The following is a 26,436-nucleotide window of genomic DNA, read 5'->3' on the forward strand; positions in this document are numbered from 1 at the left end:
CTTCCCAAAGGCCTGCACAGCAGGCGTTAAACCTAGAATGTGTCGTGAAAAATTACCAGCGGCTTTTCAGCAAGTTAGGCTGAATACCTCTGATCAAGTTGGCATTGGTATAATCTTCTTGAATAATGCCAGCCTCAAATTCTTCACGGAAATATTTAATGGCGCTTTGTAAAGGTTCTACTGCACCCGGTGCGTGAGCACAGAATGTGTGTCCCGGACTTAAAGAACGACATAAATGCTCAAGTGTTTCGATATCACCAGGGCGACCTTTACCATTTTCTATCGCACGTAAGATTTCGACACTCCATGGCAAGCCATCACGACAAGGTGTACACCAGCCACAAGATTCACGAGCAAAGAACTCTTCTAAATTACGGGTTAATGAAACCATATTAATTTCATTATCTACCGCCATCGCAAGCGCTGTACCTAAACGGCTACCTGCTTTTGCAATCGTGCCAAAATCCATTGGGAGATCGAGGTGATCTTCCGTTAAGAAGTCAGTACCTGCGCCACCCGGTTGCCATGCTTTCAGCTTAAGACCATCACGCATACCGCCTGCGTAATCTTCAAGGATCTCACGCGCTGTTGTACCAAATGGCAATTCCCATAAGCCCGGAAATTTCACGCGCCCCGAGAATCCCATTAATTTAGTACCCGCATCTGGGCTTTTACCTTCACTTAAGCCGATATACCAATCTTTGCCGTGTTCAATAATCGCTGGCACGTTACACAATGTTTCAACGTTATTGACACAAGTTGGTTTACCCCATGCACCTGATGTTGCAGGGAATGGAGGTTTAGAGCGCGGGTTAGCACGACGACCTTCTAATGAGTTGATTAATGCTGTTTCTTCACCACAGATGTAACGACCTGCACCCGTGTGAACAAACAGTTCAAAGTCAATTCCCGAGCCAAAGATATTTTTGCCAAGAAAGCCTGCTGCTTTTGCTTCCTCAATGGCATGGCGTAAATTCTTAGCCGCTTCGATATATTCGCCACGAAGGAAAATATAACCACGGTAAGCTTTCAGTGCGTGAGCGCCGATGATCATCCCTTCAATTAACAGATGTGGAAGTTCTTCCATTAAGAGACGGTCTTTGTAAGTACCCGGCTCCATTTCATCTGCGTTACAAAGGATGTAACGGATATTCATGCTTTCATCTTTTGGCATCAGGCTCCATTTCAAGCCTGTTGAGAATCCAGCACCACCACGACCTTTTAGACCAGCATCTTTAACTTCAGTGGTCACTTCCGTCGGTGACATACCTTTTAATGCTTTTTCTGCCGCTTTATAACCGTTTGTAGCACGGTATTCATCCAACCATACAGGCTGACGATCATCGCGTAAGCGCCACGTTAGCGGGTGCGTTTCTGCGCTACGAATAATCGGTTTTGCTCCTGAAATTGCTGTCATGGATACTGCTCCAGTAACGTTTCAATCTCTTCAGGTTTAACAAAGCTGTGAGTATCGTCATCTACCATCATGGTAGGACCTTTATCACAATTACCTAAACAGCAGGTTGGCAGTAACGTAAAGCGACCATCTGGTGTAGTTTGACCAGGAATGATATTAAGGTGCTTTTCAATTGCTGCCTGAATGCCTTGATAACCTGTAATATGACAAACCACGCTGTCACAAAAACGAATAATGTGACGGCCAACGGGTTGACGGAAAATTTGGCTATAGAACGTAGCAACGCCTTCAACATCGCTTGCAGAGATCCCAAGAACATCCGCAATCGCATAAATTGCGCCGTCTTCAACCCAACCGCGGTTCTTTTGCACAATTTTCAGTGCTTCAATAGAGGCTGCACGCGGATCTTCATAGTGATGTTTTTCTTGTTCAATTTCAGCACGTTCTTCTTCAGTTAAAACAAACGTTGCTTTCTTTGAATGCGTGACATCAACGATTTCGATCTGCACTGCATCATCTTTTTGGTTTAATTCATTTTGCATGATTAACGATCCACATCCGACATTACAAAATCAATACTTCCCAGATACACAATCAAGTCAGAAACCAGACTACCGCGGATAACCGCTGGGATTTGTTGCAAGTGAGCAAAGCTTGGCGTGCGAATACGTGTGCGGTAGCTCATTGTGCTGCCATCACTGGTTAAGTAATAGCTGTTGATCCCTTTAGTGGCTTCAACCATCTGGAATGATTCATTAGCAGGCATAACAGGGCCCCATGAAACCTGTAAGAAGTGGTTAATCATGGTTTCGATATGCTGTAATGTACGCTCTTTTGGTGGAGGCGTTGTCAGTGGATGGTCTGCTTTAAATGGCCCTTCTGGCATATTTTTATAGCACTGTTCCAGAATACGTAAGCTTTGGCGTAGTTCTTCTACTTTCAGCATTACACGGTCATAACAGTCACCATTACTTGCAACAGGGATTTCAAATTCAAAGTTTTCATAACCTGAATATGGACGCCATTTACGGACGTCAAATTCAACGCCTGTTGAACGAAGACCTGCACCTGTCACACCCCAATCTAATGCTTCTTTAGCATTATATGAGGCAACACCAATAGTACGACCTTTCAAGATACTGTTTTGCAGTGCTGCTTTTACGTAAGAATCTAGACGTTTTGGCATCCAATCTAAGAATTCACGTAATAAGCGTTCCCAACCGCGAGGTAAGTCATGAGCAACACCACCGATACGGAACCATGCAGGGTGCATACGGAATCCGGTAATCGCTTCAACGATGTTGTAAACTTTCTGACGGTCAGTAAAGGCAAAGAACACCGGTGTCATTGCACCAACGTCTTGGATAAAGGTACTGATATACAGCAAGTGGCTATTAATACGGAATAGCTCTGACAGCATGACACGAATGACTTTAACGCGTTCAGGCACTTCAATACCGGCAAGTTTTTCCACTGCAAGTACATAAGGCATTTCGTTAACGCATCCGCCGAGGTATTCGATTCGGTCTGTGTATGGAATATAGCTGTGCCAAGATTGGCGCTCACCCATTTTTTCAGCACCGCGGTGGTGATAACCCACGTCAGGCACACAGTCGACGATTTCCTCGCCATCAAGCTGAAGAATAATACGGAATGCACCGTGAGATGATGGATGGTTAGGACCAAGGTTTAAGAACATAAAGTCCTCATTCTCAGTACCGCGTTTCATCCCCCACTCTTCAGGTTTAAATGTCAGCGATTCCATTTCCAGATCCTGTTTCTGCTTTGTCAGCACATAAGGATCGAACTCTGTCGCACGAGCTGGATAATCTTTACGCAGTGGATGACCTTCCCAATCAGGAAGCATCATAATACGGCGTAAATTTGGATGCCCATTAAAGACAATCCCAAACATATCCCAGACTTCACGCTCATACCAATTCGAGTTAGGAAAGATGGATGTGATAGTCGGAACATTAAGATCATTTTCACTTAATGCGACTTTCAACATAATATCTTTATTACGATCGATTGATATCAGATGATAGAAAACGGAAAAGTCTGCTGCTGGCAAGCCTTGACGATGCGTACGAAGACGCTCATCAAAACCATGCATATCAAACAGCATGACATAAGGTTTTGGTAAAGATTTGAGGTATAGCATTACCTCAATAAGTTGTTCCCGCTTTACCCAAACAACTGGCATGCCAGTACGAGTAGGCTGGAACGTAAACGCATCTGGCCCAAATTTCTGACGCAGTTCATTAACCACCTGATCATCAATATGATCGGTCGTTTCCCACGCTGGCCGAGCGCCTTTTTGCGCTATCTGATCGGTCATTTCTATTCACCACAACTTTGATCAGGGTTACTATGATCGCAACACATTGCTCTGGTTACGTCTTAGGCAAAAGCCTTTAAATTTCGTCAGGAGTACGCAGATTTTTCACTGCGATACGTTCACCGTGTTTTCTTTCTCGTTCTGATTGCATATTGGCACGGTAGACGCCTTGGTCGCCGACAACCCATGATAATGGGCGACGTTCTTTACCAATGGACTCTTGTAATAACATCAGTGCTTGCATGTAAGCTTCAGGGCGTGGTGGACATCCAGGAATATACACATCAACTGGAATGAACTTATCAACACCTTGCACTACTGAGTAGATGTCGTACATACCACCAGAGTTTGCACATGCCCCCATAGAGATAACCCATTTAGGCTCTAGCATCTGGTCGTATAAACGTTGAATAACGGGCGCCATCTTAGTAAAACAAGTACCCGCAACCACCATAAAGTCAGCTTGACGAGGTGATGCACGTAATACTTCTGAACCAAAACGAGCCACGTCATGCACAGCCGTAAATGACGTCACCATTTCAACGTAACAACAGGAAAGACCAAAGTTATATGGCCATAAAGAGTTTTTCCGTCCCCAGTTCACAACGTCATGCAACGCATGTTCCAGTTTTCCCATATACACGCTGCGATGAACGTGAGCATCTAATGGGTCACTGACAATTTCCTGTGATTGCAGGGGATAACGGTCATTCTCACCGTTCGGATCTATGCGGGTGAGCGTATAATCCATTTCTAATGCCTCGCTTATTACTGCTGCGGATGTTTGCCGCTGGTTAATCGAACATGGCTTTTACTCGCAGTTTCACGGCGAGAGCGAACAGGCGTCCAATCTAATGCGCCTATGCGAACCAAGTAGAATAATCCAGCTAATAAAATAGCGATGAAGACTGACGCTTCAATAAAGCCTAACCAGCCAACTTCACGAACGGAAACAGCCCAGGCATAAAGAAACAGTGCTTCAACATCGAAAATAACGAAAAACATGGCAACTAAATAGAATTTAGCTGACATGCGCAGACGAGCGCTGCCAACAGAATCAAGACCAGATTCATAAGGAACATGCTTTGCCCTTGCCTGTGCGCGTCCGCCTAAATAGCGGGCACCCAACAACATGAGCGAACATAACCCCAATGCGCCTATGAGGAAGACAGCAAATGCCCAATGATGGGCGATAACTTCGGTGGTTGTAGACATACTCATTGCTTACTCATCAAAGGTGGTGTCAATTAACCAACTCTTATCCGGCGGTTTACACCACATTTCTAATTACGAAAAAAAAGGCGAATTAAACAGACTTGCTAATTAAAGAAATAATAACAGTCTATTTATACCTTTCTTCTTTTTTAGAAAACTTTGCGACAAATCACTCAGTTTTCTATCGCGATTTAACAAATTTAACACTCATTTTTAACACCCAATTACTGGCTAATGCTAAAACGTGTCAGTCAACCGACAAACTTTATGCTAACACGCTTAGTCTAACCGATAATTCGATTTTACTACACCAGTATCTCAGGAAAAACCTGACTCAACACAGGCAAATGTGCCTTATTTTCTTGATCAAACTCACAAAATAGTCGAAAAAATACTTAATCAGTTTAAAATTTATCCAAATTTTAACAAATTAACTTTCTAATATTGTGGAGGAGGTCAAATATCCGCTTAGATTTACTTTTTTATTCTCTTAAAACCTAGACAATCTTTTTATTTGTTAACAAATCCTACAAGTGATTAACCAAGGGGGAAGGTAAACATTTTTTTAACAAGCAGTTAAGGTAGTTATGGAATGAAATGTCACAAAGATAAATACATAAAACAACATAATTATTAACACAGTGTTACTATTTCAAAAAAAGGCAATAAAAAAACGGAAATAAATGCACTTTATTGCATCTATTCCCGTTTATCATTATTCATCACTATCCAGTTTTATTTGACTCTTTTTTAATCTTTAATTTTTGTGTTTTAATACTAAAAAATTTACACAATTATTAATGTGATTATTCAAGTTCAGTAGAGCTAATATCTTCAGGTGCAGTGACGGTATAAGGTGTTTTTTTGTTTTCAATCGCATTGAATACTGTTAACACCGCTTCATTTTGTTCATCAGAATTACGATATAACCAATATTGTGTTTCAGGTAAACGAGGTAATCCTTCACTTTCGCCTAAAATACGTAAATCGGCATTCTGCATTTCAAGTGGACGTGCAGTGATACCCACTTCTGCATTAACCGCGGCACGAACAGCAGATAAAGAAGCAGCTTCATAAGCAATACGCCATTGAATTCCCGCGTCATCTAGCGTGTTTATCGCTAATTGACGGAATGGGTTCGTTTCATCCATTACAACTAAAGGGATCGGCTCATTCATTTGTAATTGGAAATCTGGCGCACAATGCCATAGCACTGGAGCAGTACGTAACGCTGTACGTGGGTGATGACCAATACGTGCTGTTGTTAATGCTAAATCAATTTCATGATTATCTAGCATTGTTTCAATATATTGAGAACGTTTAATACGTACGTCAACCGCTAAACGTGGATACACTGACGCGATACGATTTAATAAAAACGGTAATAAAGTATCAACAGAGTCATCAGAAGCACCAATACGTAGCTCCCCTTCTGCATCGCTATACGTTAATGATGCCGTTGCATCATCATTCGCACGCAGAATTTGACGCGCATAACCTAACAGTTGTAGACCATGCTCTGTTAAAAGTTTATTACGACCATGACGGGCGAAAAGTTCTCTACCCACCAATTGCTCTAAACGTTGCATCTGCTGACTTACAGCAGATTGGGTTCGACATACAGCAGCAGCGGCTGCTGCAAAAGTGTTCAAATCTGCTACAGCTACAAACGTTCTAAGCAGATCGAGGTCGAGATTCATTATCGGACGATTTGCATTAATCATTGTTTATTCTTCACTTATTTTTGATTTTTAAATTACATATACCTGGTGTTTTATATCAAAAGTCTAAAAAAGACTTCCGATTCAGACAGTACTCTACTCTGAAAAGGAGAGCAAAGACATACCGAATACTTTACATTTGTTTCTTATCGTTTACACCTCCTAGATAGAAAGGAATTGCATCTTTTTGTAACAAATTAAATTTTATTATCATTTCACGCATTCACAAGAAAGAACTGTATACCGTCATCACAAGTTAGACTTAGATCATACTATATTGCTTTCTCATTCATAAATTTTAACATTTTGAAAATAATTTAAATTATCTTAACTATGCATCTGAGTTTAAGTATCTTCCCCTATAAATTAAATTTAAGATTTAAATTTAATTTATACTTAAACTAATTGATTGCTATAGAATAAAGTAGATTTAACCATATTATTTGAAAATTTAATATATTAAGTCAGATAATACAAATCCGATAAAATTATTCAATAATTGATTATGCAACATTTCATCTACCTATCCATCACATCAACTTATTTCTGATCACCACACTAAAAAGCACCTTTTCAATAGAATAATAGTCTAGATTATTTGTAGAAACTGAAATATAAAACCACCATAAGCAATACAATCAGTCATCAAAATAACATTCTAAGAATAAACTGACCTTTTACACCAAAAATTACCTAGCATCTTCAAAAGTTTGTAACGTAAGAGTAGAGTGATAGAACAGTTATTTGCTGGGACAGCCTTTTCATTTGTATCTTTCTATATGAATAGCAATCGGCGATAAATGTCGCTAAGTCGCCACCATCACAATAAAAGATACGAGTCAGACCCTATTAGGTAAACGCGCTATGAATCAGATTAAAAAATCAAACAAACTCGAACATGTCTGTTACGACATTAGAGGTCCGGTTTTGCAAGAAGCAAAACGTCTGGAAGAAGAAGGTAACAAAGTTTTAAAACTCAATATTGGTAACCCGGCACCTTTTGGCTTTGAAGCACCTGATGAAATTTTAGTAGATGTGATCCGCAATCTACCAAGCTCTCAGGGTTATAGTGACTCCAAAGGACTGTTTTCTGCGCGTAAAGCTATCATGCAGCATTATCAAGCCCGTGATATGCGTGATGTCACTGTTGAAGACATCTATATTGGTAATGGTGTTTCTGAGTTAATCGTGCAAGCGATGCAAGCCTTATTAAATAATGGCGATGAAATGCTTGTGCCTGCGCCTGATTACCCATTGTGGACAGCAGCCGTTTCTCTTTCAGGGGGAAATGCGGTTCACTATATGTGTGATGAGCAACAAGGTTGGTTCCCTGATTTAGATGATATCCGCAGTAAAATCACAAAAAATACCCGCGGTATCGTTATTATCAACCCAAATAACCCAACAGGTGCGGTATATAGCAAAGATATTCTGATGGAAATTGTTGAAATTGCACGTCAACATGACCTGATTATCTTCGCTGATGAAATCTACGATAAAATTCTGTATGACGATGCTCAACATCATTCTATTGCTGCAATGGCGCCTGATTTATTGACCGTGACATTTAATGGTTTATCAAAAACCTATCGTGTTGCCGGTTTCCGCCAAGGTTGGATGGTATTAAATGGCCCTAAAAAACACGCTAAAAGCTATATTGAAGGCTTGAATATGTTAGCGTCTATGCGTTTATGCGCTAACGTTCCTATGCAACATGCTATTCAAACTGCATTAGGTGGCTATCAGAGTATTAGTGAATTTATTCTGCCGGGTGGTCGCTTATATGAGCAACGCAATCGTGCTTGGGAACTGATTAATCAAATTCCGGGTGTTTCTTGTGTTAAACCTATGGGTGCATTGTATATGTTCCCTAAAATAGACCTTAATCGTTACAGTATTAAAGACGATCAGAAAATGATCCTCGATTTATTACTGCAAGAAAAAGTATTACTAGTACAAGGTACTGCCTTTAACTGGCCATACCCAGACCATTTCCGTATTGTGACTCTTCCGCGTGAAGATGACTTAGATATGGCAATTCAAAAATTCGGTCGCTTTATTGTCGGTTATCATCAATAAGATTACCTGCATTTAAAATAAAACGCAGTATAACAAGCAGTTATATTGCGTTTTTTTATTTTCTTTTCTATTAACGTTTACATCCACCTATTATCCACTCACAATAATGTCTTCAATCACGCAATTGGGAGATATTATGAGTTACTTTTTTGCCCACCTTTCTCGCTTAAAACTCATTACTCGTTGGCCTTTAATGCGTAATATTCGCCAAGAAAATGTTTCTGAGCACAGTTTACAAGTCGCTTTTGTCGCCCATGCCCTAGCGGTGATTAAAAATCGTAAATTTGATGGTAATGTCAATGCCGAGCGTATTGCATTACAAGCGATGTATCATGATGCCAGCGAAGTGATCACCGGTGATATGCCAACTCCGATTAAGTACCATAATCCACAAATTGCTCATGAATATAAAAAAATAGAAAAATATGCCCAGCAAAAACTAATTGAAATGTTACCAGAAGAATTACAAGACGATTTTCGCCCTCTTATTGATGAGCAATTACATAGTGAAGAAGAAACCTTTATTGTCAAACAAGCAGATAGTCTATGTGCTTATTTAAAATGCCTTGAAGAGCTTGCAGCTGGTAATAGTGAATTTAATTTAGCCAAAAATCGCTTAGAAAAAACATTAGCAGAAAGACATAGCCCTGAGATGGACTATTTTATGAAAGTGTTTGTACCCGGTTTTAGCTTATCGCTTGATGAAATTAGTGAGTAAGCGAAACTATTACCAAATAAAAAAGATGAGTGCTTATATACACTCATCTTAGTTAAATTTTTTAATTTATTTGCTTTAATTACGATTCATTCCTACTTATTTATCTGCCATTGATACTTCTTTACTTTCACTTAATCCTTTTAATATATTTAATGCATCTGTCCTTTGTTCTAGTTGTATCTTATTTATTTTGCTTGACTTGCCAAATATATTTTTAAAATTCTCTAAAAATCCTACTTTTTTCATAACACTATCATTATTCTGTAAATATTTTTTTATTATTGACATCTTTTCTTTTTTTGATAAATCTTTATTTTCAATTTTATTTTTAATAATAGAAAAATCACTACTATTTAAGCTATATCTATTATCAAGATTTTTATTATCGCTCTCATCAACACTAATGCTATAGTGTTCCCTATAACTATTAAGCTTGTTAGCTACCTCTTCATTTCTTTTTTTTGCATATTCATTAGATTTTGACTCATCCTTAATATTATTTTGCCTTCCAACATCTTGTTCTTTACTAAAATGATAATTTCTAACTATCTCATTTTTATCATGAACCACAATTTTATTTTTTATATCTAAAATATTTTCACTAAATTTGATTGTATTTTTTGGAGAAAAAGTTGAAAGGGAAAGTGTTTTTATTTCTTTTGGGGTACCAATAGTAATAATATTATTTGTAATATCATTATTGGACAATGATGGAGATGAGATATTCTGCACCGTTCTAATCTGTTTAGAAAATACATCGTCTTGCTTATTTTCAGAATAATCAACCTTTAATGAACTTATTGAAACTGAGTTACTCACTATTGAATTTGGCATTTTAAAAACTCCTGATGATCTATGTTTTCATATTAATTTACTCCTCAATAATTGATATGATTTTAAAAAACACACATACATAAATATAAAGTATACATCAAATAAAAAACCACCGACCAATAAATAAAAAACGCTGCTTATTAATTAATAAACAGCGTTTTTGCAAAGCAATAATATTGATAATTAGAATGGGAATAATAACGGGATCAAGAATACGCTAATAAACATCACAATGATGGTAAATGGCACCCCAATCTTAATAAAGTCTGCAAATTTATAACCACCAGGTTCAAGAATAAGCGTATTAACCGGAGATGAAACTGGCGTCATAAATGCCGCGGAAGCCGCCACACCAATCACCATTGCAAATGGTAATGGTGAAACATGCATTTGGTTTGCAGCCGCAATAGCAATTGGTGCCATTAATACTGCGGTTGCAGTATTCGAGATAAACAACCCGATTGATGCACAAAGTATAAATAAACACACCAACATCACTTGAGGACCGGCACTACCTGCAACATCCATTAAGCCATTTACAATAAGCTCGATACCGCCTGTTTTTTGCAATGCGGCAGCAAAAGGCATCATACCGACAATTAAAATAATACTTGGCCAATGAATAGAGCGATAAGCACTTTCCATATCAATACAGCGGAACTTACCCATTAATAAACAGGCAATAAGTGCCGCAATAAAGTTAGGTACTTCATTCGTCACCATCAATGCCACCATTAATGCTAACGAAAATAATGCATGGGGTGCTTGAGATGAAGCAGGAGCAACCGTTTCAATTTCAGCAGCCAAATTTAATACGATAAAATTACGCGGTTTAGTGGATAAAACGCGAATAAGTTTCCAATCACCAATCACCAATAACACATCGCCAAGGCGTAATGGCTCATCGACTATTTTACCCGGCAAGGCGCTTCCTTCGCGACGAATAGCAACGACATTTAAGCCATAACGAGTACGAAATTTAATTTCTCTTAATGATTTGCCTAACAATTCTGAATCAGGATTCATGGATACTTCAGCCAGCCCTACATCACGAGATTGTTCAGAAAAGTATTCACCTCGTAGCACCATTGGCTCTAGCATCTGTTCACGACAAAACTCACGCAAATCGACATCACTAGCTGACATATCAACTAATAAAACATCACGCTCTCTTAATTCAGTGCCACCGGTTGCGCTAACCATAACACGCCGAAACCGCCTCCAGCGTTCAATACCGACAACGTTTGCACCATAACGAGAACGTAAGTGTAATTCATCAAGTGAATGGCCTACTAGCGGAGAACCTTTACGAATTGCTAAACGGCGAGCACGTCCTGATAATTGATAATCACGAATAAGATCACGGAAAGTACGGCGATAAGCTTCTTTTTGCTTACCATTATCGTTGTTTCCTAACCACCGACGTACCACCAGCATATATAAAATGCCTGCGAATAAGACGGCAATACCAATAGGTGTAATGGAGAAAAATTGAAAACTTGGTAGCCCTTCTCTGACTAATTCACTGTTAACAACCATATTAGGCGGTGTTGCCACTAAGGTCATTAATCCACTGATAAGGCCCGCAAAACCTAGCGGCATCATTAAACGGCCTGGTGATGTTTTCATCCGAGCAGCAACGCTCAGCACAACAGGGATAAAGATAGCTACCACGCCCGTTGAGCTCATGAAAGCCCCCAAGCTTGCAACACATATCATTAATAGCACAAGCATTTTAACTTCACTGCTACCCGCAACACGTACAAGCCAGTCACCCATTTGATAAGCCACACCTGTTCTCACTAACCCTTCGCCAATAACAAAAAGAGCAGCAATAAGTAATACGTTTGGATCGCTAAATCCTACCGTGGCTTCATTTAATGAGAGTGTACCGCTAAGAACGAATGCGATGATGACAAGTAAAGCGACCACATCCATGCGGATTTTGTTGGTCGTAAAAAGGACAATAGCTATCAATAGCAGGCTTAAAACCCATAATAATTCGCTATTCAAAATGGCCTCGATCAGCAATAAGTGAAAACAGTTTAAGACATCAATTCACTACATTGATAAGTAGACCATTTTTACAACAATAAGTCTTCTAATATGATCAAAGAAAAGACTATCTTTTGTGCGTTATTATCACTTTTTCAGCTTGCTTCTCGATTTGAATATCGTTTAAAGAATCAATAATTAAATGAATCTCATTACGGCGAGGGAGAGAAAGAGGAGCGTGAACAGCAACCACTTGGCATCCTGCATCTAAACCAGAGTAAATACCCGCAGCTGCATCTTCAAAAACCACACAATCTTGTGGTAATAAACCCAATTTCTTAGCGCCTAAAAGATAAGGCTCAGGATTAGGTTTACCTCTACTAATACATTCCGCTGTGACCCAATGCTTAGGTTCAGGGATGCCCGTGACAGATTGGCGCGTTGATGCGATTGGTACGGTACCTGAAGTCACTATTGCCCAAGGAATATTTAAGTCATTAAGGCGATTAATCAGTTCAATGGCACCCGGGAGTGGTGCTAATCCTTCGGTTTGTGTTGATTCTAATTTTTCTAACCAACGAAAAGTTTCACTTATCTCTTGTTCGGTTGCATTAGGCATAAAATGGCGAATCGACTCAATAGCAGGCTTTCCGTGGATGTAGTCATTAATCTCTTGTGTTGATACACCTACGCGCTCACCAAATAGCGCCCAACAATGTTCAACAACCGGTAATGAATCAACTAATGTTCCATCAAGATCAAACAGAAAGCCTTTACATGTGATCGCCATAATTTATGCCTACCTTTACTTTACAGTGGTGCGCTAATGATTACGCATTAAGTATTTGCTGAATTTCAACGGCGCTAAGGTGATATTGGCGAGGGCATGCTAACCAAACGTTAAGCATTCTTTGGTATTTCTCCCACATTGGTGTTTGAGAGTTAAAACCATGACTGCCACTATCGAAATGCGTGTAACGCCCTTCTGTATTCACCATAAAACGCACATAGCTAAGATAGCGGGATTCTGTCGCCGCATCAAAGCCTATAAATGCGACACGGCGAGCATCAGGCATCTCTTGTTCTTTTAAGTTATCACGAGAAACTTGCAATGCATGGTACATTTCCATGACGTTAATAATGGTACGGCAGGTCTCTTCTGACATTTCATCGAAGTCACGGTCAAGTTCACGTAATTGTAATCCATACCCACGTTCAATAATTGTCTGATAGCGACGATAACGTTCAGCGTTATCAGGATCCATCATAGTCATCATTTTATATTGATTAGAGAGGATCAAGCGTTGTGCGTGTGTCATTTCCATCATTAATTCTCCAAAGAAATCATTGAGGAGAGAATGACATTAATCAAAAGTATTGAGTAGTGTTAACTACGCGTTTTTTGATCTCAACGGGGTAATTCAGATGACAATCATGACAAACGAAGAAGGTAGAACAAATGTTCTACACATCATCAAGAAAAGAGCGATCAAGTTGCTTAAAAGCACGTTTTAATAAATGAGCTAAAGAAAGGTAAGTGGGCGTTTGCTCAACAGGAGCTAAAGCGATGCCCGCTTCTTCAAATTTCTCACGAATTTCATAAAACCAGCGTAATAACGTCGCAGGGAGTGGCGTAGCTGCACGTTTCCCCAACCACCATAATCCTTGCATTGGCAAGCTACAAGCAAAAAGCGCAGTCGTAATTGCAGGTCCCAAATTACCGCCTAATGCGATTTGCCATGTCATTGTAAAAATGGCGATAGGTGGCATATAGCGAATACCAAAGCGTGTGGCTTTGACAATCCGATTTTCAGGGAAAACAGGTGCTAACTGCTTTTCAACCGGCCAGGTTTTTAAATACTCGTTACCCAAACGAAGCTTCTTAAAAAAGCCGGGGGGAGTCACTGTCGGTTCGCTCATAATGACCTCAATCAATTTCTTCTGTAACTTTTAAAAAATATCTATAAAGAATAAAAATCTTTTAGTAGAATTAAGTATATTTTGTCTTTGTTGCCTTTACTCTGTATCCTGTGCCCATTCTAAAGGTTTGTGGCAATAAAGCGCTATATTTTGTTTGCCGGCGTGATTTTCAACCCTTTTCGCCGATTTTAACGCGAAAAGCTAATGGGTGAATAAAAATCGTCCAATTAATGATTGGCAACTATAATTAGCATCAAGTTTTTTACTTTAAGCATGATGCGCGTCATTAATGTCATCATAGGAATGCGATAGGCTTTTATGATTGACGTTTTATTAACCACCGTCTTTATAATATAAAAGACACTACGACAACAAGATAAATAGGTAATTCCATGTCAAGTAAGCTGGTGCTGGTACTGAACTGCGGTAGTTCTTCTCTTAAATTTGCAATTATCAACCCAGAAAATGGTGAAGAATTCCTGTCAGGTTTAGCTGAATGCTTCAACCTTCCTGAAGCCCGCCTGAAGTGGAAAATGGATGGCCAAAAACACGAAGCTGCGTTAGGCGCAGGTGCTGCTCATAGCGAAGCATTAAACTTCATCGTAAATACTATTCTGGCTCAAAAACCAGAACTTTCTGCACAAATCGCGTCTATCGGTCACCGTATTGTTCATGGTGGCGAGAAATTCACTAAATCTGTCGTGATCACTGACGAAGTTATCCAAGGTATTGAAGCAGCTATCCCATTTGCACCATTGCATAACCCAGCTCACCTTATTGGTATTGAAGAAGCGCGTAAAGCATTCCCTCATTTAATTGAAAAAATGGTTGCTGTTTTTGACACCGCTTTCCATCAAACAATGCCAGAAGAAGCTTATTTGTATGCTCTGCCATACAGCTTATATAAAGATCACAGCATCCGTCGTTACGGTGCTCACGGAACTAGCCATTTCTACGTTTCTCGTGAAGCCGCTAAAATGTTAAACAAACCTGTTGATGAACTGAACGTAATCACTTGCCACTTAGGTAATGGTGGTTCTGTTTCTGCTGTTGTTAACGGTAAATGTGTTGATACTTCTATGGGTCTGACTCCATTAGAAGGTTTAGTAATGGGTACTCGTAGTGGTGATATCGATCCTGCTATCGTGTTCCATTTACACGACACTTTAGGTATGAGCGTTGAAGACATCAACAAACTGCTGACTAAAGAATCAGGTCTGTTAGGTTTAACAGAAGTCACTAGTGACTGCCGTTATGTTGAAGATAACTACGACACTAAAGCAGATGCTAAACGCGCAATGGATGTTTACTGCCATCGTTTAGCAAAATACATCGGTTCTTACTGTGCACTGATGGAAGGTCGTTTAGATGCTATTATCTTTACTGGTGGTATCGGTGAAAACGCAGCAATGGTACGTGAATTATCTCTGAAAAAACTGGCTCTGTTAGGTTTTGAAGTGGATCATCAACGTAACTTAGATGCACGTTTCGGTAAATCAGGCACTATCACTACCGATAACAGCCGTCTTGCTGTTGTTATCCCAACTAACGAAGAGTTAGTTATCGCTCAGGACGCAAGTCGCCTGACCGCTTAAGTTCTTTGATGTACTGCCAGTGTCATACTGGCAGTACTGTTTTACATAACGAGCAACCGATATTTAAAGAGGTTTCCGTGTCCCGTACAATTATGCTAGTCCCAACTGATACACGCGTAGGTTTAACCAGCGTCAGCTTGGGTGTTATCCGTTCTATGGAACAAAAAGGCGTTAGCCTTAGCGTGTTCAAGCCAATTGCACAACCTCGTGTAAAAGGTGCTTTAGATCAGACAACAGCGATTATCCGCTCTCACTCCACTATTCAATCATCAGAACCTTTAAACATGGATTATGTTGAGTCTCTACTCAGCTCAAACCAAAAAGATGTTCTGATGGAAGAAATTGTTGCTAGATACCATGAAAACACCGCTGATGCAGAAGTTATTCTCATCGAAGGTCTGGTACCTATGCGTAAGCATCCTTTTGCACAATCATTAAACTATGAAATTGCAAAAACATTAGGTGCTGAAATTGTTTTCGTTACTGCATTAGGTAACAACACTGTTGAACAGCTAAAAGAGCGTATCGAATTTGCGCGTGCTGAATTTGGCGGTATAAAAAACCAAAACATCACAGGCGTTATTGTTAACAAACTAAATGCACCTGTTGATGATCAAGGCCGTACTCGCCCTGACTTATCTGAAATCTTTGATGATTCAAGTAAAGCGATTATCTCTAATGTCGATTTAAAAACCATCGAAAAAAACAGCCCACTACCTTTACTGGGTTGCATTCCTTGGAACTTCGATTTAATCGCCACTCGTGCAACAGATATGGCAAAACACTTAAATGCGACTATCGTCAATAAAGGCGATATTGAAACCCGTCGTATTAAGTCTGTGACTTTCTGTGCCCGTAGTATTCCACACATGTTAGAGCATTTCCGTCCGGGTTCACTTTTAGTGACTTCAGCGGATCGCCCAGATGTATTAGTTTCAGCGTGCCTTGCAGCAATGAATGGCGTTGAAATTGGTGCAATCCTACTAACAGGTGGTTACCAAATCGATGCACCAATCAAACAACTTTGTGAACGTGCATTCGAAACTGGCTTACCAATCTTTATGGTTAATGCAAACACTTGGCAGACCTCTTTAAATCTGCAAAGCTTTAGCTTAGAAGTGCCTGCTGATGACCATGAACGTATTGAAAAAATTCAGAACTACGTTGCTCAACATATCAATACAGAATGGATTGATTCACTGACTGCTAACTCTGAACGCCCTAACCGTTTATCACCACCAGCATTCCGTTATCAATTAACAGAAATTGCGCGTAAAGCGAAAAAACGTATCGTTTTACCAGAAGGTGATGAGCCACGTACTGTTAAAGCAGCAGCCATTTGTGCTGAACGTGGTATCGCAACTTGTGTACTGTTAGGCGATCCTGAAGAAATTCGTCGTGTAGCAACTGCACAAGGTGTTGAATTAGGCACAGGTATTGAGTTAGTCAATCCTAAAGAAGTACGTGAAATTTATGTACCTCGCTTAGTTGAACTGCGCAAAAATAAAGGTATGACGGAAGTTGTTGCTCGTGAACAGTTAGAAGATAACGTTGTTCTCGGCACATTAATGCTGGAAAAAGGCGAAGTAGATGGCCTGGTTTCTGGTGCTGTTCATACAACGGCTAACACTATTCGTCCACCACTACAGTTAATCAAAACTGCACCGGGTAGCTCATTAGTGTCTTCTGTGTTCTTTATGCTGTTACCAGAACAAGTTTATGTTTATGGTGACTGTGCAATTAACCCAGATCCAACCGCAGAGCAACTGGCTGAAATCGCAATCCAATCTGCAGACTCTGCAATTGCATTCGGTATCGACCCACGCGTTGCGATGATCTCTTATTCTACTGGTAACTCTGGTGCAGGTAGCGATGTAGAGAAAGTTCGTGAAGCAACACGTTTAGCACAAGAAAAACGCCCTGATCTGATGATTGATGGTCCTTTACAATACGACGCAGCTGTTATGGCTGATGTTGCTAAATCTAAAGCACCAAACTCACCAGTTGCAGGTAAAGCGACTGTGTTTATCTTCCCTGATCTGAACACCGGTAATACTACTTATAAAGCGGTACAACGTTCAGCTGACTTGGTTTCAATCGGACCAATGTTACAAGGTATGCGTAAACCAGTGAATGACCTTTCTCGTGGTGCATTAGTAGACGATATCGTCTACACCGTTGCGTTGACAGCAATTCAAGCAAGCCAACAAGAAAACGCATAATTATTGAAGTTCTCTTCAAATAAAACAACGCCAGATGATTAATTTCATTTGGCGTTTTTTATTCTACAGATTTCTTATTTGAGTGACTGCTCCCCGCCGTAAACGGCGAGGCTTCCCACTTCTCAGGCCGCAACCATCTGTGTGACGGATTTACGCTGGCCTCCATGGGCAGAGACGACGAGACCCGCCGCCTGTAATTCCAGTATGCCCTTCTGCCGGATATTGATAGCCGCATTAATATCACGGTCATGGTCAACTCCGCATTCAGGGCATTGCCATATACGCTTGTTTAGCGGCATTTCCGGCATTTTGTGACCGCAGCAGTGACAGGTTTTTGAACTGGCGAACCATTGATCCAGTTTCACTACATGAACACCTTTTTCTGCCGCTTTATATTCCAGCTTTGAGATAAATCCACGCCATCCCGCATCGCCTATCGCACGAGCCAGATGGAGGTTCTTCATCATATTTGCCGCTTTCAGCGTCTCTACAATTACCGCTTGGTTTTCGTCAACAATTGTACGTGAGAGTTTGTGCTGGAAATCAGCGCGAGCATTGGCTACCCGTTCGTGTACGCCAGCAAGCTGTAGGCGAGATTTTCGACGATTCGCACTGCCTTTTTTCTTACGTGATAACGCTTTCTGTTTCCGTCGTAGGTTACGGCTGGCGTTGATGAGATGGCGCGGATTAGCAACCTTATCGCCATTTGACTCTATCACGTAATGAGACAGCCCCATATCCAGACCGGTAACGGATGTGACCAATGCGGGTTTTGCTGGCATTTCGGTTTCATCATCACAGAGTATGGATGCGTAGTATTTACCCGATGCCGTTCTAGACAACGTGATACTTTTTATTTTGCCGGTAATTTCCCTGTGAATACAGGCTTCTATAGGAGACAGCTTGGGGATCTTAACGGCATTACCCAGAACTTTTACCCCAACACAGTGATAACTCGATTGCTTACCATACTTACTTTTGAATGCCGGAAAACGGGCTTTCAGTTTTGGGTTATAAAAGTTGGAAAAGGCGACATCAAGATTAATCACCGCCTGTTGTAACGCAATAGAATCATAGTCCTTTAACCATGAATATTTCCGCGATTTTTTCGCCACGGACAACAACGGTTTCAGCTCTTTTCGTGGGCTTAAGCTCACACTGTAATGCTTGTAAATATGCTTTTTGATGTGCAGAGCTTTATTGTACGCAAAACGCACGGCACCGAACTGGGCATTCAGATATTCTGCCTGTTTCGGTGTCGGATAAATGCGTACTTTCGTAGCTCTTAACATAATCAGCGCTCATTGCTATAGTCATTAAATTATAGAGGATTTATTCAATTGAGCGGTCAACATAAATTATTGGAAGGTTTCCTTCGGCGGAGGCACAGCGTCAGCAGAATACGCAGCTTCGGATGCAGAGTAAAACGGGGTTGCTGTGGTCAAGATCGTACTTTGTTTGTAGCGCCGGAGGAGCAACGATTGAAACACTCAGAGCTTATGTTAAGAGTCAGTCAACGCCTAACTGATTTTTAAAGCCCTACGGGCTTTTCGCCTTATATCCCCGTCCGCATTAGGCGAGGGTTTACGGCGAATATTGCTAAAATCCGAGGCAGTCTCAAAACACGACAACTTGATTCTGTCTCCTTTATAAAGGAGTGTCAAATAAAATCACACATATAAGCATCCAATATAAAAACATTTAACACATTGATTTTACTTGCTTATTTATGTCTTTATTATTCAGAAAAAGATAGAAATAAGGTGAGCTTCTGTTAGTATGCAGGTGGGTGCTTGGATCATTTTGGTTCAAGCATTTTCAGGAGCCAAAAAGACGAAAGCCCCGAATTTTAATTTACTAAAATCCGAGGCAGCCTCAAAACCAAACAACTTGATTCTGTCTCCTTTATAAAGGAGTGTCAAGAGAAATGACTAAGCTTGCCCTATTAGGGCTGATTACTGTATGTATTACAGTTTTGTGTTTTGCTTTACTGAAACATGAAAGATTATGTTCTTTTAATATCAGTAGTGGCGACACCGTAGTTCAAGCTATTTTATCTTGCGATAAATAGTTTTGTGGGGGAAATTCCCCCACAATTTCTCTCAAAAGTTGTTGAGATTGGTGATCACAAGCACCCTACTTTAATCCACGAGTACACGCTGATTGGTCGCACCCCACAAAATCGACATCTCTGTAAACAGTGCGCCACTAATATCTTCAACCTCTTCAGCAGTAATCTCTGCATTACCTTGCTTACCAAAGAATACGACTTCATCCCCTGATTTGATATTTTTAAGATCGGTAATATCAACAATCACCGTATTCATTGACGTTTTACCCAAAACAGGTACACGTTGACCACCAATTAAAGCATGTCCTGCATTACTAAAGACTCGACGATAACCATCTGCATAACCGACAGGAATATTAGCTAATACTGAATCACGTTTTAGTGTGTAAGTACGATCATACCCAACAGTATTGCCTTTAGGATAATAATTGATTGAGGCAATATTGGATTTAAAAGTCATAACACGTTTGTAATCTGTACTTGCGATGGTATCACCATAAAAAATCCCGCCTACACGCACCATATCTAACCATGATCCAGGTACAGTAATTGTGGCAAAAGTATTTGCCATATGCAGAGTGACATCTTTGCGATTTAGTCCAGTAACATCCAATACCTTTTGTGATTGCTGTTTAAAACGAGCGAGATCTTCTCTTACTTTATCCGCATCTTCTTCAGGATAATGAGACATAATACCAACCACTTTAAGGTTAGCTAATTGAGCAATTTGCTTTGCCTCTTCAAGCCCCGCATTGTTATTCACTTCTAATCCATTACGAGACATTCCACCTGAATTTAAGGCTAGATGAATAGGGATCACTTTATTTTGTTGTTTAGCAATGGCATCTAATTTCTTAGCCATATCTAAGTTGCCAATCAATTCTTCCACGTTATAGCTTGTCGCCTGAGCCATTTCTTGCTCTGTAGCATTACGTACACGCATTAAACGCCCTTGGAATCCTAGATCACGCACTTTTTTTAGCTCTTGATTATTCGTTACACCAATACATTGCACATTATTTTCAATCATAACAGGCGCAACTAATGATAAATCATGACCATATGCATCACCCTTTAAAACAGCACAAAGCGAGGATTTATCACCTAAAAGTGATTGTACTTTTTTCACATTAAAATCGAGCGCACTACGTGAAATTTCAATCCATGAGTTATTCACAATTGCAGGTTGAATCTGAGCTGTTTGAGTCGCTGGTGGATTGTGATTAACAGGTTGTTGGCAAGCAGTGATAACAAAAAGTGGTAACAACGCAAGATATCGAATACCAAAAGACATCTTTTTTTCCTTAGTGATTGTGATGTTAAACCTATTTTTATAATTAATTAGGTACGAAAATATACACATCGTGAATATTCACTCAGGATGATAGCATTATTATTCATAAAATAAACATATTAATTCACAAGTTTTAATTAGAATTAATTCGTTTATTTATTCACTAAAAAACTTACAGCAATAATTAACTTATTGTTTTAATTGTAAATTATTTATTTTTTTCTTTTAAGTGAATCTTTTTTTGAGTTATATTTCCCTTGAAAGTAATACAGGGTATCACTATTATAGTAACACCCTGTATTACTACGGTACCAGACCGTTTGTAAAATAAGGGATTGATATGCAGATAATTGAAACTAATATCTTCACTAAATGTATTACTAATTTGATAAGTGATGATGAATACGCAGAGTTTCAAAATATGCTTATTGCTAACCCATTAAAAGGTGATCTTATTGTTGGTTCTGGTGGATGCAGAAAAATACGATACCGATTAGCAAACAAAGGAAAAAGTGGTGGTATACGTGTTATCTACTACTATATTTCTGAAGATGGGATCATTTATATGCTTTATGTTTATCCAAAAAATCAACAAGATAACTTAAGCCAAGAACAATGCAACAAGCTAAAAGCATTAACTCTATTACTAAAAGAATGGAATTATCATTAACAAATAAATTCATTCTAGATAAGCTGATTATCTTGATCTTTAGAGGCATATTATGACAACAGAACAAAAACAGTATATGGATGATAATTCTTTTAATGAATTGTTTGATAGCTTAAAAGAAGTGGTACAAATACATAAAAAACAGGTCATGCCTTCTCGAGTATTTACTGTTACAGAGCCAGATGTGAAAGAAATTCGTAAATTGACGAAATTAAAGCAAACTGATTTTGCTACGGCTCTTGGTGTATCTACTTCTTTAGTTCGAGCATGGGAACAAAAGCGTAGATTTCCGACAGGCAGTAGTTTGAAACTATTACGGATGATAGAAAAAAATCCAAACATTGCTAAAAGTCTGATACTTATTTGAATAATAATATTTGTAAAAAAAAATGCCTTGTTGATTTAACTCAGCAAGGCGTTTTTTTAATTAATAAATTCAAAAATATCAACGAACAATAATACCTAACAGAATACCGATAACACCAAAGTCTGCATCACTAAATGTGGTGTTAGCAATACCGATATCGCCAAGTACTGGTAATAGGAATACAGGTAAGAAAGTAATTAATAAACCTTGAACGAATGCACCTAAAATAGCACCGCGACGTCCACCTGTTGCATTACCAAATACCCCTGCTGTTGCACCCACGAAGAAGTGAGGAACCACACCCGGAATTATGACTGTCCAATCTAAAGCATACAGAATGAACATACCGATAACACCCGCAGCAAAGCTACTTAAAAAGCCCACTAAAACTGCATTGGGTGCATAAGGGAATACAACTGGGCAATCTAACGCTGGTTTTGCATTAGGAACTAACTTATCTGAAATACCTTTAAATGCAGGGACAATCTCAGCAATAACCATACGCACACCTTGTAGAATAATATAAACACCTGCTGCGAAGGTTATAGATTGCATTAACGAGAACATAAACCAGTTTTTACCACCACTGACTTCACGAACAAAAGTATCGCCCGCAAATAAACATGTGATGATAAAAATAATGCCCATAGTAAAGGCAATTGCGACTGGTGTATCGCGTAAAAATAGTAAGCTTTTAGGAACATTCATCTCTTCTGTTGAATGCTCTTTATTACCAAATTTACTGCCGATAAAGCCCGCAACGACATAAGAAATAGTTGAGAAGTGTCCTAATGCAACATCATCAGAGCCAGTAATCTTTTTCATGTAAGGATGTGCAATGGCAGGGAAAAATACCATTGAAATCCCAACAACTAATGAACCTACCGCAACTAATACTGTGCCTTCTAAGCCCGCAGTTGCCAAAATAACCGCCACCATCATTGACATAAATAATGTATGGTGACCGGTTAAGAAAATAAATTTCCACGGCGTTAAACGTGCAATTAAGATATTAATTAACATGGCAAAAAACATAATTAATGCCATCTCTTTACCAAAGCTTTTTTGTGCAATAGAGACAATCGCCTCGTTATTAGGTACAACGCCTTGAATACCAAATGCATGTTGGAAAATCGTTGAGAAATCACCCAGTGAGTTAATTACAAGACCTGCACCAGCACCTAAAATCACAAAACCCATAATGGTTTTTACGGTGCCTTTAATACATTCTGTAACTGGTTTTTTCTGGGCAATTAAGCCAATCAATGCAATCAAACCAACTAGAATAGCAGGCTCTGAAAGCACATCACTCATTAGAAAGCGGAAAAAGTCCATGATAGGCTCCTTATAACGCGCCTAATTCACGTAATGCGACAGAAAGCTTCTCTTTCATCGCCACTTTATCAATCATATTATCCAGTGAAACCACTCTTCCGTTTACAGCTTGAGAGTTAAGTTGCTCAGCAATATCGCGTGTACCTACATAGATATCACTTGGTGTGCCTTTTGCTGAACCCAGATCAACGTGATCCACTTCTGCATTCACAGCAAGATCTTTTAGGATGCTTTTGATGCTCATTTCCATCATTAAGCTACTACCTAAACCATTTCCACACACAACAGTAATTTTCATGATATTCCCCTTGGTAATTTAAATCGTCATTAATAGTTGTTGATAACGGCTAATACATCCGCTTTGCTTTTCGCATTAAATAGCTTTTGAATATCTGTATCGTTATCAAAAAGTTCGGCTAATTTCATAATGGCATTAATATGGCTATCGTTATCTGTTGCAGCCAAAACAATCAGTAATTTCACAGGATCGTTTTCATCAGCACCAAACTCAACACCTTGCTCAACAATGGTTAATGCAAGAGAAAGTTGATTAACACCATCCTCAGGACGCGCATGAGGCATCGCAATCCCCGGACCTAATACATAATATGGCCCGATTTTTTCGTGTGATTTGTAAATCGCATCGATATAACGAGGTTCAATACAACCTTTCGCAATTAATGGCTGGCACGCCACTTTAACAGCTTCTCGCCAATCGCTAACGTTTGGAACCACTTGCACCACATCCGGTGTTAATAACGTTTTAAGCATAGTTATAACCTCAATAAGACTCTCTTTGAGCTTCGTTATTAAGGATAGTAATCATTAATGGTAGCGCTATCTAGATAGATCATTCGTAATTGTGATAGCGCTATCATTTTAATGAAATGTTAATTGCAGAAAATGCCAACAATTGACACTGTATTGTTTCAGCATAATAGGAAGATTTCAGGTAGGATCTGCGGTTAATAAAATAGGCTAAGCAAGCATAATCACAAATGATCAAAACACGTAAGCGCCGAAATACAGGTCGCGTCACATTACAAGATGTCGCTAAACATGCAGGAGTCGGATCAATGACCGTTTCTCGTGCATTGCGAACCCCTGAATTAGTTTCTGATAAGTTACGAGAAAAGGTTAATCAAGCAGTAGAAGAACTTGGCTATATTCCTAATGCCTCAGCAGGCGCTTTAGCTTCAGCACAAAGCCATATTATTGCTGTACTGTTACCCTCTTTTACTGATAGAGCCAGTGCGGATTTTATGCAGTCTTTGCAACAAATACTCAATCGCCATCAGTATCAAATTTTAGTTGGTTGCTATGAGCATCAGCCTCATAAAGCTAGCGATGTGATTAATATGCTATTGCAAAGTAATCCAGCTGCATTGGTTGCCTTTGGTTCACAGCTTAGCCCAACTCATTTTTTACATATCAGTAATGCCAATGTACCTGTTGTTAGTGTCGCCAGCCAATCGGATGAACAGGCAGCAATTAGTATTGATTGTTCTTATGAGCAAGCCGCGTATGATTTAACAAACCATTTAGTCACCCAAGGAAAGCGTTGTATTGGCTATATTGGTGCGTTACAAGGGCAACGCCTGCACCACCAGCAAATAACAGGTTGGTCACGAGCATTACTCAAAAATTATTTAAATGCTGAACAAAGTGTCACCACGCCCGATCCCGCTTCTATGGCATACGGGCGACAAGCATTAACAGAGATTTTATTACGCCAACCAGAACTAGATGCGGTTATTTGTAGTCATGAAAGTATTGCGCTAGGTATGATTTTTGAGTGTCAACGTCGATTAATTAAGATCCCACAAGATCTGGCTATTGCTTGTTTAGAAGGATCTGAAAATAGCGATCAGATATCCCCTTCTCTCACATCAATTCGTTTTGATTATCACAAAATGGGAAAAGAGGCAGGAAAACATCTGATAGCACTTTTACAGCGTTTGAGAGACGAAGATGATAACGCTATATTCGAAGATACCGTTATCAACTATGCTTATCGATTTGAACTAGGGCAAAGCACCCCTTAATCTACTGTTTCTCTGCTTTCTAGGCGAGTACTGTTGTTACGCGTTAACCAAAGAGAAAGGGCTTTTAATGAATCCGGTGTGAATTCATCACAACGCTCAGTAATTTCAGAGGGAGTTAACCAACACACTTCCTCAATTTCTTCTGCTTGCAGTGCGAAAGGCCCATGAGAAACGCAACTAAATAAACTTCCCCATACACGACAACTTTCATCATCATAATAAAATTGACCATGCTCAGCAAAAGGGACTCCAGCAATACCTAATTCTTCTTCTGCTTCGCGACGCGCACTTTCAAGTAAATTCTCACCTTGTTGAACTACACCACCCGCAGTAGCATCTAACCAACCGGGATAAAAATCTTTTGTTTCAGTTCTACGCTGTGCCAAGATTTTTCCCATTCCATCATGAACAACGATATAAGTTGCTCTATGTCTTAGGTTTTCAGCTCGCATTTGTTGACGTGTTGCTTGTGCAACGACTTCATTTTTATCATCAACAATATCAACCCATTCAACCAATGCCGTCTTTTCTTGTTCCATCCTCAACAAACCTTTTTTAACCGATACTAAACGATCGTAATTTTTATCCTGAATATAC

25 protein-coding genes and 1 pseudogene are annotated in these 26,436 nt (G+C 39.6%); 9 read left to right on the forward strand and 17 right to left on the reverse strand.

Annotated elements, in window-relative coordinates:
• Positions 1–52 precede the first annotated feature (52 nt).
• From nuoF to hexA, 6 genes are all read right to left on the reverse strand, one after another.
• A complete protein-coding gene (gene nuoF, locus ABN236_RS10340; RefSeq protein WP_088495125.1) occupies positions 53–1,417 on the reverse strand; it encodes an NADH-quinone oxidoreductase subunit NuoF in 1,365 nt (454 codons plus the stop codon).
• The gene (gene nuoE, locus ABN236_RS10345; RefSeq protein ID WP_349473922.1) at positions 1,414–1,959 is read right to left on the reverse strand and encodes an NADH-quinone oxidoreductase subunit NuoE; all 546 of its coding nucleotides are present in this window, start codon (positions 1,957–1,959) and stop codon (positions 1,414–1,416) included. The genes nuoF and nuoE overlap by 4 nt, the downstream gene beginning before the upstream one ends.
• A 2-nt stretch (positions 1,960–1,961) precedes the next feature.
• On the reverse strand, positions 1,962–3,758 hold the full coding sequence (gene nuoC / locus ABN236_RS10350; protein WP_088495124.1) for an NADH-quinone oxidoreductase subunit C/D: 1,797 nt from the start codon (positions 3,756–3,758) through the stop codon (positions 1,962–1,964).
• Between the two features lie 76 nt (positions 3,759–3,834).
• Positions 3,835–4,509: a NuoB/complex I 20 kDa subunit family protein gene (locus ABN236_RS10355; protein ID WP_004243697.1), complete on the reverse strand. Its 675-nt coding sequence runs from the start codon at positions 4,507–4,509 to the stop codon at positions 3,835–3,837.
• Positions 4,510–4,526: 17 nt separating this feature from the next.
• Complete coding sequence (locus tag ABN236_RS10360) at positions 4,527–4,979, reverse strand: NADH-quinone oxidoreductase subunit A (RefSeq protein WP_036912633.1); 453 nt, start codon at positions 4,977–4,979, stop codon at positions 4,527–4,529.
• A gap of 800 nt (positions 4,980–5,779) precedes the next feature.
• The gene (hexA, locus tag ABN236_RS10365; RefSeq protein ID WP_075670634.1) at positions 5,780–6,697 is read right to left on the reverse strand and encodes a transcriptional regulator HexA; all 918 of its coding nucleotides are present in this window, start codon (positions 6,695–6,697) and stop codon (positions 5,780–5,782) included.
• Positions 6,698–7,558: 861 nt separating this feature from the next.
• Between hexA and ABN236_RS10370 the strand changes: the two genes are divergently transcribed.
• Together ABN236_RS10370 and yfbR are read left to right on the forward strand one after the other, a co-directional pair.
• Positions 7,559–8,773, forward strand: coding sequence for a pyridoxal phosphate-dependent aminotransferase (locus ABN236_RS10370; protein ID WP_088495123.1), 1,215 nt, complete (start codon positions 7,559–7,561; stop codon positions 8,771–8,773).
• 136 nt (positions 8,774–8,909) lie between these two features.
• Positions 8,910–9,491, forward strand: a complete 582-nt coding sequence (gene yfbR, locus ABN236_RS10375; RefSeq protein WP_049203494.1) for a 5'-deoxynucleotidase — start codon at positions 8,910–8,912, stop codon at positions 9,489–9,491.
• Positions 9,492–9,587: 96 nt separating this feature from the next.
• Here yfbR and ABN236_RS10380 read toward each other — a convergent pair whose 3' ends face one another.
• The 5 genes from ABN236_RS10380 to yfbV all read right to left on the reverse strand — a co-directional run bounded on the left by ABN236_RS10380 (position 9,588) and on the right by yfbV (position 14,240).
• Positions 9,588–10,325 (reverse strand): hypothetical protein, encoded by a 738-nt coding sequence (locus ABN236_RS10380; protein ID WP_349473923.1) that lies wholly within the window; start codon positions 10,323–10,325, stop codon positions 9,588–9,590.
• 183 nt (positions 10,326–10,508) lie between these two features.
• Positions 10,509–12,338 carry an SLC13 family permease gene (locus ABN236_RS10385; RefSeq protein WP_349473924.1) on the reverse strand — a complete coding sequence of 610 codons (1,830 nt, stop codon included), beginning with the start codon at positions 12,336–12,338 and terminating at the stop codon, positions 10,509–10,511.
• Positions 12,339–12,447: 109 nt separating this feature from the next.
• Positions 12,448–13,110 (reverse strand): sugar phosphatase, encoded by a 663-nt coding sequence (locus tag ABN236_RS10390; RefSeq protein ID WP_349473925.1) that lies wholly within the window; start codon positions 13,108–13,110, stop codon positions 12,448–12,450.
• A gap of 40 nt (positions 13,111–13,150) precedes the next feature.
• Positions 13,151–13,645, reverse strand: coding sequence for a YfbU family protein (locus ABN236_RS10395; RefSeq protein ID WP_088495118.1), 495 nt, complete (start codon positions 13,643–13,645; stop codon positions 13,151–13,153).
• Positions 13,646–13,784: 139 nt separating this feature from the next.
• A complete protein-coding gene (yfbV, locus tag ABN236_RS10400; RefSeq protein ID WP_069367978.1) occupies positions 13,785–14,240 on the reverse strand; it encodes a terminus macrodomain insulation protein YfbV in 456 nt (151 codons plus the stop codon).
• Between the two features lie 392 nt (positions 14,241–14,632).
• On the opposite strand from yfbV, the gene ackA reads away from it, so the two are divergent.
• Positions 14,633–15,835 carry an acetate kinase gene (gene ackA, locus ABN236_RS10405; protein WP_088495117.1) on the forward strand — a complete coding sequence of 401 codons (1,203 nt, stop codon included), beginning with the start codon at positions 14,633–14,635 and terminating at the stop codon, positions 15,833–15,835.
• 77 nt (positions 15,836–15,912) lie between these two features.
• Positions 15,913–18,057, forward strand: coding sequence for a phosphate acetyltransferase (gene pta, locus ABN236_RS10410; protein ID WP_088495116.1), 2,145 nt, complete (start codon positions 15,913–15,915; stop codon positions 18,055–18,057).
• Positions 18,058–18,179: 122 nt separating this feature from the next.
• Here pta and ABN236_RS10415 read toward each other — a convergent pair whose 3' ends face one another.
• Positions 18,180–19,349 (reverse strand): RNA-guided endonuclease InsQ/TnpB family protein, encoded by a 1,170-nt coding sequence (locus ABN236_RS10415; protein ID WP_349473926.1) that lies wholly within the window; start codon positions 19,347–19,349, stop codon positions 18,180–18,182.
• Positions 19,350–19,432: 83 nt separating this feature from the next.
• On the opposite strand from ABN236_RS10415, the pseudogene ABN236_RS10420 reads away from it, so the two are divergent.
• Together ABN236_RS10420 and ABN236_RS10425 are read left to right on the forward strand one after the other, a co-directional pair.
• A pseudogene (locus ABN236_RS10420) lies at positions 19,433–19,585 on the forward strand (transposase); the annotation flags it as partial.
• Between the two features lie 399 nt (positions 19,586–19,984).
• Positions 19,985–20,128 (forward strand): Hok/Gef family protein, encoded by a 144-nt coding sequence (locus tag ABN236_RS10425; protein ID WP_072063187.1) that lies wholly within the window; start codon positions 19,985–19,987, stop codon positions 20,126–20,128.
• 70 nt (positions 20,129–20,198) lie between these two features.
• On the opposite strand, the gene alr is transcribed toward ABN236_RS10425, so the two are convergent.
• Positions 20,199–21,422, reverse strand: coding sequence for an alanine racemase (gene alr / locus ABN236_RS10430; RefSeq protein WP_349473927.1), 1,224 nt, complete (start codon positions 21,420–21,422; stop codon positions 20,199–20,201).
• 340 nt (positions 21,423–21,762) lie between these two features.
• On the opposite strand from alr, the gene ABN236_RS10435 reads away from it, so the two are divergent.
• Entirely contained in the window at positions 21,763–22,092 is a 330-nt protein-coding gene (locus ABN236_RS10435; protein ID WP_349473928.1) for a type II toxin-antitoxin system RelE/ParE family toxin, read from the forward strand.
• A 52-nt stretch (positions 22,093–22,144) separates the two neighbouring features.
• On the forward strand, positions 22,145–22,459 hold the full coding sequence (gene nadS, locus ABN236_RS10440; protein WP_349473929.1) for a NadS family protein: 315 nt from the start codon (positions 22,145–22,147) through the stop codon (positions 22,457–22,459).
• A 78-nt stretch (positions 22,460–22,537) separates the two neighbouring features.
• Here the strand turns inward: nadS and ulaA are convergent, their stop codons facing one another.
• The 3 genes from ulaA to ABN236_RS10455 are packed head-to-tail and all read right to left on the reverse strand — an operon-like array spanning position 22,538 to position 24,565.
• Entirely contained in the window at positions 22,538–23,794 is a 1,257-nt protein-coding gene (gene ulaA / locus ABN236_RS10445; RefSeq protein ID WP_006533327.1) for a PTS ascorbate transporter subunit IIC, read from the reverse strand.
• A 10-nt stretch (positions 23,795–23,804) separates the two neighbouring features.
• The gene (locus ABN236_RS10450; protein ID WP_088495113.1) at positions 23,805–24,092 is read right to left on the reverse strand and encodes a PTS sugar transporter subunit IIB; all 288 of its coding nucleotides are present in this window, start codon (positions 24,090–24,092) and stop codon (positions 23,805–23,807) included.
• A 29-nt stretch (positions 24,093–24,121) separates the two neighbouring features.
• Positions 24,122–24,565, reverse strand: a complete 444-nt coding sequence (locus tag ABN236_RS10455) for a PTS sugar transporter subunit IIA (protein ID WP_349473930.1) — start codon at positions 24,563–24,565, stop codon at positions 24,122–24,124.
• A gap of 227 nt (positions 24,566–24,792) precedes the next feature.
• Between ABN236_RS10455 and ABN236_RS10460 the strand changes: the two genes are divergently transcribed.
• Positions 24,793–25,839 (forward strand): LacI family DNA-binding transcriptional regulator, encoded by a 1,047-nt coding sequence (locus ABN236_RS10460; protein ID WP_088495111.1) that lies wholly within the window; start codon positions 24,793–24,795, stop codon positions 25,837–25,839.
• Here the strand turns inward: ABN236_RS10460 and yfcD are convergent.
• Entirely contained in the window at positions 25,836–26,378 is a 543-nt protein-coding gene (gene yfcD / locus ABN236_RS10465) for an NUDIX hydrolase YfcD (RefSeq protein ID WP_072063189.1), read from the reverse strand. The genes ABN236_RS10460 and yfcD overlap by 4 nt on opposite strands.
• Between the last annotated feature and the right edge of the window lie 58 nt (positions 26,379–26,436).

This window comes from Proteus sp. fly-1013 (assembly GCF_040140245.1).
In the GTDB taxonomy this organism is placed as follows: Bacteria; Pseudomonadota; Gammaproteobacteria; order Enterobacterales; family Enterobacteriaceae; genus Proteus; species Proteus mirabilis_B.

Excerpts from the sequence above, each read along its gene's own strand:
- nuoF (WP_088495125.1), bottom strand. The coding sequence starts at position 1,417 with ATGACAGCAATTTCAGGAGCAAAACCGATTATTCGTAGCGCAGAAACG.
- nuoE (WP_349473922.1), bottom strand. The coding sequence starts at position 1,959 with ATGCAAAATGAATTAAACCAAAAAGATGATGCAGTGCAGATCGAAATC.
- nuoC (WP_088495124.1), bottom strand. The coding sequence starts at position 3,758 with ATGACCGATCAGATAGCGCAAAAAGGCGCTCGGCCAGCGTGGGAAACG.
- ABN236_RS10355 (WP_004243697.1), bottom strand. The coding sequence starts at position 4,509 with ATGGATTATACGCTCACCCGCATAGATCCGAACGGTGAGAATGACCGT.
- ABN236_RS10360 (WP_036912633.1), bottom strand. The coding sequence starts at position 4,979 with ATGAGTATGTCTACAACCACCGAAGTTATCGCCCATCATTGGGCATTT.
- hexA (WP_075670634.1), bottom strand. The coding sequence starts at position 6,697 with ATGATTAATGCAAATCGTCCGATAATGAATCTCGACCTCGATCTGCTT.
- ABN236_RS10370 (WP_088495123.1), top strand. The coding sequence starts at position 7,559 with ATGAATCAGATTAAAAAATCAAACAAACTCGAACATGTCTGTTACGAC.
- yfbR (WP_049203494.1), top strand. The coding sequence starts at position 8,910 with ATGAGTTACTTTTTTGCCCACCTTTCTCGCTTAAAACTCATTACTCGT.
- ABN236_RS10380 (WP_349473923.1), bottom strand. The coding sequence starts at position 10,325 with ATGCCAAATTCAATAGTGAGTAACTCAGTTTCAATAAGTTCATTAAAG.
- ABN236_RS10390 (WP_349473925.1), bottom strand. The coding sequence starts at position 13,110 with ATGGCGATCACATGTAAAGGCTTTCTGTTTGATCTTGATGGAACATTA.
- ABN236_RS10395 (WP_088495118.1), bottom strand. The coding sequence starts at position 13,645 with ATGGAAATGACACACGCACAACGCTTGATCCTCTCTAATCAATATAAA.
- yfbV (WP_069367978.1), bottom strand. The coding sequence starts at position 14,240 with ATGAGCGAACCGACAGTGACTCCCCCCGGCTTTTTTAAGAAGCTTCGT.
- ackA (WP_088495117.1), top strand. The coding sequence starts at position 14,633 with ATGTCAAGTAAGCTGGTGCTGGTACTGAACTGCGGTAGTTCTTCTCTT.
- ABN236_RS10415 (WP_349473926.1), bottom strand. The coding sequence starts at position 19,349 with ATGTTAAGAGCTACGAAAGTACGCATTTATCCGACACCGAAACAGGCA.
- ABN236_RS10425 (WP_072063187.1), top strand. The coding sequence starts at position 19,985 with ATGACTAAGCTTGCCCTATTAGGGCTGATTACTGTATGTATTACAGTT.
- alr (WP_349473927.1), bottom strand. The coding sequence starts at position 21,422 with ATGTCTTTTGGTATTCGATATCTTGCGTTGTTACCACTTTTTGTTATC.
- ABN236_RS10435 (WP_349473928.1), top strand. The coding sequence starts at position 21,763 with ATGCAGATAATTGAAACTAATATCTTCACTAAATGTATTACTAATTTG.
- nadS (WP_349473929.1), top strand. The coding sequence starts at position 22,145 with ATGACAACAGAACAAAAACAGTATATGGATGATAATTCTTTTAATGAA.
- ulaA (WP_006533327.1), bottom strand. The coding sequence starts at position 23,794 with ATGGACTTTTTCCGCTTTCTAATGAGTGATGTGCTTTCAGAGCCTGCT.
- ABN236_RS10450 (WP_088495113.1), bottom strand. The coding sequence starts at position 24,092 with ATGAAAATTACTGTTGTGTGTGGAAATGGTTTAGGTAGTAGCTTAATG.
- ABN236_RS10455 (WP_349473930.1), bottom strand. The coding sequence starts at position 24,565 with ATGCTTAAAACGTTATTAACACCGGATGTGGTGCAAGTGGTTCCAAAC.
- ABN236_RS10460 (WP_088495111.1), top strand. The coding sequence starts at position 24,793 with ATGATCAAAACACGTAAGCGCCGAAATACAGGTCGCGTCACATTACAA.
- yfcD (WP_072063189.1), bottom strand. The coding sequence starts at position 26,378 with ATGGAACAAGAAAAGACGGCATTGGTTGAATGGGTTGATATTGTTGAT.